Here is an 8,879-nt window from a genome sequence, read left to right as displayed (position 1 = left end):
GCGTTTTCCCTATACTGTACTCTGACATAGAGACAAAGAAGACCCAGAAACCTTTAACTATAAATTAATTCTCTGGTTAACTTTCCTTAACCCTTAGTAGCAGTAATTCAGTTATCCTTAGTGGCGGATAGGCATTATTTCCTATAAATAAGCACTACCCCGATCAAACATGGCAAGAATATACCGTGTATTCCTGGCAGTTAGTCTGGTGATATAGACACTGCCAGTTTTACTTTATACTAGCGTTTCCGAGTCTCAATCTCCGTTCCAAGACTTAATTACAAATTCATTTAATTGCGACTAATACTTTCATTTTAACTAATGCCCATACATTGTTAGAGCGTGTTTGAAAAATATTTTGCTGTGATCTCCTCTAGCTCCCTGTAAAAAAAGGGGGAAACCTCTAAAAGTTCCACTTAAAAATGGGGATTTAGGGGGATCTAAGAGATTTTGTTACCGAGGAGAAGGCTTTTCAAACATCCTCTTAGATGTGCATAGCTATGCGCCCTTGCTGTGCGCGTCAAGAGTTAATGTTTATCAAATTGATATTAACCCTTAACTTGATGCTTTAAAGCATAACTATTCGTTTTATCAATTGCTACTATAATTATTAGGAAATTATTATATTTAATTCATCGAAAATTTACTAAATATTTCTTTATAACTACAAAAAAATCATATTATTCGTGAAGTTTTATGCTGTGTTTATCTCCATTAATCATATCCAGTGCTTAGTAACACGAAAAAGAATTTTTCCTGAAAATATATAGCAATCTTCAGTCATTATTTAGAGCATAGAAACCCCAGTTTAAGAAATTGGGGTTTCTATGCTTCATCGTTTTCACCCATCCAATAGACTGACGATGAGTTGTGATTTATTCTCATGAAAATAAATCACAAAATATATTGATTGCAGATTATTCGGATATTACATAAAAATTTCCATTAATCACCAATAAAATATATTGTCTATAAGCTAGACTTAAACACATTTTAAACATTCGTTTAGCTTTTCTTAACCTGGATTAAAAGCAAAAAATGTACCCTTGTAAAGGGTTTAATTCAAGCAGCAAATAGTTCTTAAATCATGAGGTAATATGGTTTTTTCAACCACTGTTTTTCAACGTATATTTAGCACCGCAGTCTTAGCATCTGCTGTTGCAGTTACTCCTATTTTTACAGCCACCGCTCAAGCTCAGACTCTCAATGGTGCAGGCGCAACTTTTCCCGCTCCATTATATGAAAGGTATGCTCGTGAAGTTAGAAAGAAGCATCCAGAGTTGAAAATTAACTACCAAGGGATTGGTAGTGGTGGTGGTATTCGTCAAACCATTGCTGGAACTGTTGACTTTGGTGGTAGTGATGCTGCCATGAAAGATGATGAAATAGCTAAAGTCAAGAATGGTGTCATCCTAGTTCCTACAGCTGGGGGTGCAGTTTCTGTTGTTTATAATGTTCCTGGCGTTAACAATCTGAGATTATCCCGCGCTACATTACCGGCAATTTTTTCTGGTCAAATCACCAATTGGGGTGACGCAAAAATCAAAGCTGACAATCCTGGTGTCAACTTACCAAATCAACCAATCAGATTTGTAGTTCGTGCTGATAGTAGTGGTACAACTTTCATTTTCACTAACCATTTAAGCAGCATTAATGGTTATTTCCGAGGCAGAATTGGAGCTAATACTGCCCCCAAATGGACTTTGCAAAATGTTCTCAAAGGTAAAGGTAATCCAGGTGTAGCGGCTTTGGTGTCTCGTACTCCCGGTTCTATTGGTTATGTTGAATATTCCTATGCTGTTGCCAACAAACTAAATTCAGCGCAACTACAGAACAAGAGAGGGGAGTTTGTCTCACCTTCTTTACAAACTGCAAACGCCGCTTTATCATCGGTAAGTTTTCCAGACAATTATCGTGTATTTGTAGGAGATCCAGGACAAGGTTATCCCATTGTTGGTCTCACCTGGATGATGGTTTACAAACAGTATCCTAATGCTGCTAAATCTGAGTCCGTTAAAAAATGGATTAATTGGGTATTGAGAGATGGTCAACAACTTAATGATGACCTCAACTACACCAGAATTCCTGCTGAGATAGCAAACCGAGTATTACAAACAGTCAATAGCACTGTTAAACCATAATTTATCTCTTGACTCTGGTTATTTCATGATGTTGGGCTATTTGTCCACCATCATGAATATAAAATGTACTCAATCATTTTTCAAATTTATTATTTATATGTCCAATTTTTCTGATAAAGAAAATAATTCTCCAATACAATTAACATCAGACAAAGTAAATTTTGAATTAACGGCTAATGATGGGACAAATTCTTGGTTTGACCAAAGCTTCACTTGGCTAGTATATATATTTTCTGCCATCACAGTTGCAGTATTTTTTGTGATGACTTGGATTATTTTCCAAGAAGCTAAACCTGCTATTGGGGAATTCGGTATAGGGTTTTTATGGGGTCAAGATTGGGATGTAAGTAATGAAAATTTTGGAGCTTTACCTTATATTTATGGAACTTTAGTAAGTAGTGCGATCGCTATTTTTTTAGCTTTTCCTGTAGGCATAGCAATTGCTCTAGTAACCAGTGAGAAATTCTTACCACCATCCGCCCAAACAACATTAGCATTTATTGTAGAATTAATCGCTGCTATCCCTAGTGTCATCATTGGTTTGTGGGGCATTTTTACGTTCATTCCTGTGATTGAACCCCTACAACAGTGGTTAGCTAATAACTTGGGTTGGATACCAATATTTAAATCAGATTTCCCTGTAGGCACAAATATGCTCACAGCAGGGATTATTTTAGCTATTATGATTTTGCCTACAATGGCAGCAATTACTCGTGACGTATTAATAGCCATACCAAAAGAATTACGCACTGCATCTATGGCTTTGGGTAGTACCCGTTGGGAAACTATATTTCGAGTGCTTTTACCTGCTGGATTTTCTGGAATTGTCAGTGCATCTATGCTGGCTTTAGGACGAGCCTTGGGTGAAACAATGGCTGTAACTATGGTAATTGGTAATTCTGCCCAAATAAGTTTATCTTTACTCGATCCAGCTTATACAATTCCTTCTGTCTTAGCTAATGAATTTGCTGAAGCCAATCCAGGATTACACATTGGAGTTTTAAGTTATTTGGGTTTAATTTTATTTGGTTTGACTTTAACTGTAAATATTGGTGCTAGGTTACTAGTGCAGTGGTTTGGTAATAAAAAATAAATAATATATTAAGTGAATTAGTAAAAATGAATGATTATCAACAATCTGAAGTAGATAAATTTTTAGCAGCAGAATTATATAATCCATTACCAACAAGAAGGCTATTTTTCACCTATTTAATGAATGTGATGTCCTTTGCCTTATCAGGTTTGGCACTAATTCCTTTAATCTCGATTTTGTGGGAAATTATTACTAGAGGAATCGGCGGCATAAAAACAGAATTATTTGTCAAATCAGTAATTGATAACGGATTTGGTAATGCCATTTTAGGCACAATCACAGTTGTGCTGATTGGTTCTTTATTAAGCATTCCCATAGGCTTATTAACAGGCATATTTCTAGCAGAATTTGGTCAAACTAATATCACTGCTAAATTTGTACGCTTTATTACTAGTATTCTCACTGGTGTTCCTTCTATTGTGGTGGGTATATTCGCTTATGGGGTTATAGTGTTATTGACTAAAAAATTTAGTGCGATCGCAGGTGGTTTTGCCTTAGCAACAATCATGCTGCCTATCATCGTCCTCACCACAGAAGAAGCCTTAAAACTTATTCCCATAGATCAACGTCTGGCCTCTGCTGCGTTAGGAGGAACACGCTTCCAAACTACTTTTCGCATAGTTATAACAGCTGCCATACCCGCCATCACTACAGGTATTCTACTCGCTGTAGCTCGCGCAGCTGGAGAAACAGCACCCCTAATTTTTACCGCCTTATTTAGTCTAGATTGGTCAGCCGGATTACTTAGCCCTACAGCTTCCCTACCAGTATTAATCTTTAACCTCTACAACGATCCCGATCCCGAAAGAAATCAACTAGTCTGGACAACTTCTATCATCTTACTCAGCTTAGTTGTGTGTGTTAGCCTCATTTCTCGCTTAGTTACCAGTAAGCAAAAGATGAAGTAGAAAGCTAAAAATTTTCACATTAGGATACAGATATCCTAGCTCTGATACTTCAAGCATGACGTAAAATCTGACCTAAAAAAAGAAGAATACAAGCCCCTAAATTTATTTATGGGTATTGTTAATTTTGAATTCGGAGCGAAGCGACGTGACATCCCCTAACATCATGAATCAATTAAGTCCAGCCATTAAAGTTAAAAGTCTCAGCTTTTACTACAACACCTCAAAGGCAATTGAAGGTGTGTCAATGGATATTTACCAGAATCAAGTAACTGCAATTATTGGCCCTAGTGGTTGTGGTAAATCTACCTTTATCAAAACCCTAAATCGAATTAGTGAATTAGAAGGGCCAGTCAAAGTAGAAGGAAGAGTAGAATTTTTCGGTCAAAATATTTATGATCCTCGCATCAATATTAATAGACTCCGCCGCCAAATTGGGATGGTGTTTCAAAGACCAAATCCTTTTCCGATGAGCATCTATGAAAATGTTGCTTATGGTGTGAGAATATCAGGCAGGCTACCGCAAGCAGAATTAGATGAAATTGTGGAATCTGCCCTCAAAGGGGCTGCACTCTGGAGCGAAGTTAAAGATAAGCTAGACCAATCAGCTTTAGGGCTTTCTGGAGGTCAACAACAACGACTTTGTATTGCTCGTGCTTTAGCCATCAAGCCAAAAGTTCTCTTGATGGATGAGCCTTGTTCTGCTCTTGACCCCATCGCTACGATGAAAGTTGAAGAATTAATTCACAGCTTGCGTTCTGAACTAACAATTGCTATTGTCACCCACAATATGCAGCAAGCAACTCGCGTCTCTGATTTTACTGCTTTCTTTAGTACAGATGAAAGTCGTATTGGTCAAATGGTCGAATTTGGTGTTACAACTCAAATTTTTAGTAACCCCCTCGATTCTCGTACCCGTGACTATGTTTCCGGGCGTTTTGGCTAAAAGGCTATTTCATTGACACAGCAAAAATTAGGCAAGCCTGAGCTTAGGGCTAGAGAAGTGAAACAGGCTTTGACATTTAATCATGGCAATTTTTTAACAAAAAGGCGTTTCTTAGAAGACGGCGATTTATCACGTCTCTTCAACCATCAAAGTGGATTTGTCAGACTATGAGAAATTATATACTCAATGGGTTAATTAAGGTTTAATGAGCTTAAAAACTTTAAATTTAAGAGTTTATTAGCTTTTAGCATCTTATTAATGCAGATATCTCTGGATAACTTGATGATGATAAATCTCATTTTTCATATTTATTCTGTCAATACTAAATTACAAAGTTTTGATGAATTTCTGCATATATTTAGGTAACAGTTTATCAATGTTTTTAATTTATATTCTCGTAGAGCAATTATATATTTTGTAATATTAATACTGAGATAAATCTCCAGATAGTTGTATGTAGTACAGTACGGCATAAATAGAGCTACTATAGCCCTGGTAGGAAGCAAGCTACTAAATAAGTAAAAAGCCTATTCTATAAGCTTTGTGAATTTTGACTTCACGTCGGTAGTAGGTTATGGAGTGAGTTGATACTATCAGATTGACCCCATTTAAGTAATTTTCATGCTTTTCAGATACCAGCTTTAAAATTATTCAGTAATTTTGCTTAAGAAAATGGGTTGCAGGCAATAACATTAATATATTTCCTCATAACTGTCTCTAAGTATAAGATAATTCAGATAATGATTGAAAATAATGAATACAATGTGATTGTCAATGCAACTGATGAATGAGTCTAAAAATTTAGTTAGTTTGTTACTTGCTTGATTTTAGCATACTGAAGTAATAGCAGGTTTTCTAGATTAAAGAACAGGATTTTAATATACATATCTGTATGTTAAAAACTACATTCAACCCAGCGTAAATGCTAATTCCCTTGTGACAGAGCTATGCAAAATCAATATTAGCTACATAAATAGTGAAACAGCATCACTTTTAGTTTTTTGCTGTGTTGAATCATTCTTTATTACACCGGGTTTACCAGCATGAATAAATTAATTCCAGCCATCAGAGTCAAAAACTTCAGTTTTTATTACGACACCCAAAAAATACTAGAAAGTGTGTCAATGGATATTTACCAGAGTAAAGTCACTGCAATTATTGGCCCTAGTGGTTGTGGCAAATCTACCTTCTTGAAATCTCTCAATCGGATGAACGAAGCAGAAAAAGAAGTAAGAGTTGAAGGTAGAGTGGAATTTTTTAATCAAAATATTTATGAACGTCGAGTCAATTTAAATCGATTACGCCGACAAGTGAGTATAGTTTTTTCCAAACCGAATCTATTTCCCATGAGTGTTTATGATAATGTTGCCTATGGGATCAAAATAGTGGGATGGCGTCCCAAATTAGAGATAGATGGTATTGTCGAATCAGCACTCAAAGATGCTGATCTGTGGGATGAGTTAAAAAATAAACTACATAAGTCTGCTTTAGACCTTTCTGGAGGTCAACAACAAAGACTTTGTATTGCCCGTGCTTTAGCTGTTAAGCCAAAAGTTATTTTAATGGATGAGCCGTGTTTTGGTCTTGATCCCATCGCTAGTATGAAGGTGGAGAGCTTGATCCAAAGTTTACGTTTACGCTCTGAACTAACAATAGTGGTTATTAGCCACAATTTATCACAAGTCACCCGGATATCTGATTTTACAGCCTTCTTTCACCTGAATGAATATCGCGTTGGACATTTGGTGGAATTTGGTATCACTAAAAAAATTTTTACCAAGCCTCTTGATTCCCGTACTCGTGACTATGTTGTAACTCGTATTAGTTAGATAGTTAAATGAATATACTAATTGGTTGGGTACAAATATAGTACAAATTAATAAATATACTAATTAAATAATTCTACTACTGAAAATCATAATTGGTTTGCCAGAACTGAGTATAAAAAATAATTTCCAGTCAGCCTCTGAGTTAATAAGAGACTGACTGAATTAAAATCTCGATTAACCAATTGTAGATAGCGACATACCTAACCAACCAGCAAAATTTTCTTGCTGTATAGAGTTGGGGTCTTTTATTGCTAGTACCTGATACTTCATAGGACGTGGTTGTCCAAGAGTGACAGATAAAGTCCGCAGTTCATCTTGATGAAAAATTGTGATCTGAATGGGATCATGTGGCTGATAATCTTTGAGGCGATCGCTCAATTGATGAGATGTCACCTTGATACCTGCGATCGCTAGCAACTCATCACCTGCATCAATTCCTGCTAATTGGGCAGGAGAACCAGCTTCCACAAATTTAATCATTTCTCTACCATTGTCGGTATGTACTTTGATTCCCAAATAAGGCTCTTCCTCCTTCTCTGTCACCAAATATAATCCGAAAGGTTCTAGGTATTGATTAAATGGTAATTCTTCCGTACCATCAATGTAGCACTCAAAGAACTCCGCCAAATTTACTTCTGCTACAGACTCAATAACTGCCTGCAACTGTTGTGGTGTGTAGCCAATTTCTGGTTGCCCAAATTCATGCCACATTCGTCGCATCACATCATCCAGAGAATGCTGATTGCGATGCCGCGCTCTAATTAACAAATCTAGTAACAAAGACACCATTTCTCCCTTCAAATAGTAGGAGATTTGAGAATTGCCACTATTAGCATCTGGACGATAGAGTTTAATCCAAGCATCAAAACTCGACTCAGCCAGGGATTGTACTTTCCGCCCTGGTGTCGTCAAAAACCTAGTAATCTCCTTACTCCAATAATTTAGATACGATTTAGCATCATAAATTCCTGCCCTTAAAGGAATTAACAAGTCATAGTAACTAGTCGTCCCCTCACAAAACCACAAAGACGGTGTATAGCTTTCCTGGTCGTAATTAAACACCTCTAAGGCTTTGGGGCGAATGCGCTTGACGTTCCATAAGTGGAAGAACTCGTGTGCTAGTAATTGGATAAAGCGTTCATATTTATCCTGAGTGCGAAATCCAAACCGTTGATAAATCAAAGAGCAACAATTTTTATGCTCCAAACCTCCATAGGCTTGAGCAAATAAATGCAGCAAAAAGATGTAGCGATCGTAAGGCAAGCCGCCAAACATCTGGGCTTCCACTTGGATAATTTTTTGAATATCGCTAATTAGTGGCTGTACTTGAAAATTGCCCTGTCCCCAAATTGCTAGTTCGTGAGGTTTTCCTAACACATCAAAGTGATACAGCTGATGCTCACCTACTTCAAAAGGGCTATCCACCAAGGTATCAAAATCGGCAGCATAGAAAGTATTAGACTGCTCACCGATTGTTGGTAAAGCAGTAGTTACTTGCCATTGGGGATACGGTGGTATGACAGTAATACGGATTGGTCGATCATCGCATCCCAGCAGTCTCAAAAACAGGGCTGCACCATTAAAATAGCCGTGGGTAGCATCTAAATGATTGGTTCTTACCGATAGCTCATTTGCAAAAATACGGTAACTTATAGTTGCTTGTGATACATTATTTGTGTTGATCTGCCAGTGATTTTTGCTAATCTTACGCCAACTTAAAGGCTTGTCTCCTGCAAAAACTGCAAAATCTTGTAGATTTTTGGCATACTCCCGCACCAAGTATGATCCTGGTGTCCATACCGGCATTTTTAAGTCAAGAATTGATGATGTATTGTTTACAATTTGTAAACTAACCTCAAATAGATGCGTTTCTGGTTGTGGCATTGCCACCTGATAATAAATCGTCGGCACGGTTTCCTGGACGTCAATATCGATACGAGGTGCTGTTGCTTCAGTCATCTGTAG

At 37.1% G+C, this 8,879-nt stretch carries 6 protein-coding genes; 5 read left to right on the top strand and 1 reads right to left on the bottom strand.

The genetic code is table 11. From position 1 onward, the window contains the following. Positions 1-1,097: 1,097 nt before the first annotated feature. The 5 genes from pstS (at position 1,098) to VB693_RS21685 (ending at position 6,914) form a co-directional block, all read left to right on the top strand. Entirely contained in the window at positions 1,098-2,141 is a 1,044-nt protein-coding gene (gene pstS, locus VB693_RS21705; RefSeq protein WP_323268069.1) for a phosphate ABC transporter substrate-binding protein PstS, read from the top strand. A gap of 97 nt (positions 2,142-2,238) precedes the next feature. Beyond that, positions 2,239-3,234: a phosphate ABC transporter permease subunit PstC gene (pstC, locus tag VB693_RS21700; RefSeq protein WP_323268068.1), complete on the top strand. Its 996-nt coding sequence runs from the start codon at positions 2,239-2,241 to the stop codon at positions 3,232-3,234. A 26-nt stretch (positions 3,235-3,260) separates the two neighbouring features. Continuing rightward, entirely contained in the window at positions 3,261-4,142 is an 882-nt protein-coding gene (gene pstA, locus VB693_RS21695; RefSeq protein ID WP_323268067.1) for a phosphate ABC transporter permease PstA, read from the top strand. Between the two features lie 163 nt (positions 4,143-4,305). Then, positions 4,306-5,085: a phosphate ABC transporter ATP-binding protein PstB gene (pstB, locus tag VB693_RS21690; protein WP_323268074.1), complete on the top strand. Its 780-nt coding sequence runs from the start codon at positions 4,306-4,308 to the stop codon at positions 5,083-5,085. A gap of 1,043 nt (positions 5,086-6,128) precedes the next feature. Then, positions 6,129-6,914, top strand: coding sequence for a phosphate ABC transporter ATP-binding protein (locus VB693_RS21685; RefSeq protein WP_323268066.1), 786 nt, complete (start codon positions 6,129-6,131; stop codon positions 6,912-6,914). Positions 6,915-7,088: 174 nt separating this feature from the next. On the opposite strand, the gene VB693_RS21680 is transcribed toward VB693_RS21685, so the two are convergent. Beyond that, positions 7,089-8,873 carry a M61 family metallopeptidase gene (locus VB693_RS21680; protein ID WP_323268065.1) on the bottom strand — a complete coding sequence of 595 codons (1,785 nt, stop codon included), beginning with the start codon at positions 8,871-8,873 and terminating at the stop codon, positions 7,089-7,091. Between the last annotated feature and the right edge of the window lie 6 nt (positions 8,874-8,879).

This window comes from Anabaena sp. UHCC 0399 (assembly GCF_034931465.1).
Classification (GTDB): domain Bacteria; phylum Cyanobacteriota; class Cyanobacteriia; order Cyanobacteriales; family Nostocaceae; genus Trichormus; species Trichormus minutissimus.
The sequence above is the reverse complement of the archived record's forward strand: the minus strand, read 5'-3'. Positions and strand labels throughout refer to the sequence as shown.